Below are 1,076 nucleotides of genomic sequence, written 5' to 3'. Positions count from 1 at the left end.
TGTAGGGTGCCGGATGATCGGATTTCACAACGAAGCTATCCTTTGTTAGCCTCTCGTGAGCTCATCAAGCAATTGATTCAGGAAAAGCTTCATGGACATCAAGCTGCATAAGCAAGCGACGACGACACCGAAAATCCGTGCCGACATCCAAGCAGCTCCCTCCAGCATGACGAACAAAGATCTCGCTCGTCAGTTCGGGGTCAGCGTCTCAACTATACAGCGCTGGCGCTATCGTGATGATGTCCTGGATCGTTCCCACACACGTCATAACCTACTCGCGACTCTGACCTCAGAACAGGAAGAGATCGTCATCGCCGCACGTGAACTGCTTCGCCTGGGGCTCGATGATCTACTTGTCGTTGCTCGCGAATTCCTGAACCCCAATCTGTCGCGTTCCGCACTTCAGCGCATGCTCAAACGACGTGATGTACCGACTCTCGCCAAGCTGGCGCGTCAAGATGCGAAGGAGGACGAGAAGTCCAAGCATCGGCCTTTCAAGGATTATGAGCCCGGGTATGTGCACATTGATATCAAGCACCTGCCCCAAATGCCTGACGAAGATCAGAAGCGTTATCTCTACGTCGCGATTGATCGTGCCACTCGGTGGGTGTATCTGGAGGTCAGATCAAGTCAATCTGCAAAGGATGCCCAGGCGTTCATGAAGCGTGTGGAAGAGGAGGCTCCCTTCACGATTCGAACCGTGCTCACGGACAACGGTAAATCCTTTACCGATCGCTTTACCGTGGGTGGCGAACGTAAGCCCAGTGGACATCACCTTTTCGATCAGGAATGTCAGAGCCATGGCATCGAGCATCGATTGATCAGGCCAGGCAGACCCCAAACGAACGGGATGGTGGAGCGCTTCAATGGGCGTATCAGCGATGTACTGGCGACTCGGCGTTATGACTCAAGTGAGGATTTAGAACAGACACTCGAGCGTTATTGCTGGCTCTATAACCACCACATTCCTCAGAGAGCACTACACCACAAAGCGCCTATAGCAGCAATGAAGGAGTGGCAGGTCGAACGACCTGAGCTGTTTACGCAAGCTATAGTCAATCAGACGGAACCCGACA

At 53.0% G+C, this 1,076-nt stretch carries 1 protein-coding gene; it reads left to right on the top strand.

What is annotated here, in order from left to right:
• Nucleotides 1–91: 91 nt before the first annotated feature.
• On the top strand, nt 92–1,076 hold a 985-nt coding region (locus NH396_RS16980), incomplete at its 3' end, for an IS481 family transposase (protein ID WP_253065025.1).

The organism is Cobetia sp. Dlab-2-AX (genome assembly GCF_024124625.1).
In the GTDB taxonomy this organism is placed as follows: domain Bacteria; phylum Pseudomonadota; class Gammaproteobacteria; order Pseudomonadales; family Halomonadaceae; genus Cobetia.
The sequence above is the reverse complement of the archived record's forward strand: the minus strand, read 5'-3'. Positions and strand labels throughout refer to the sequence as shown.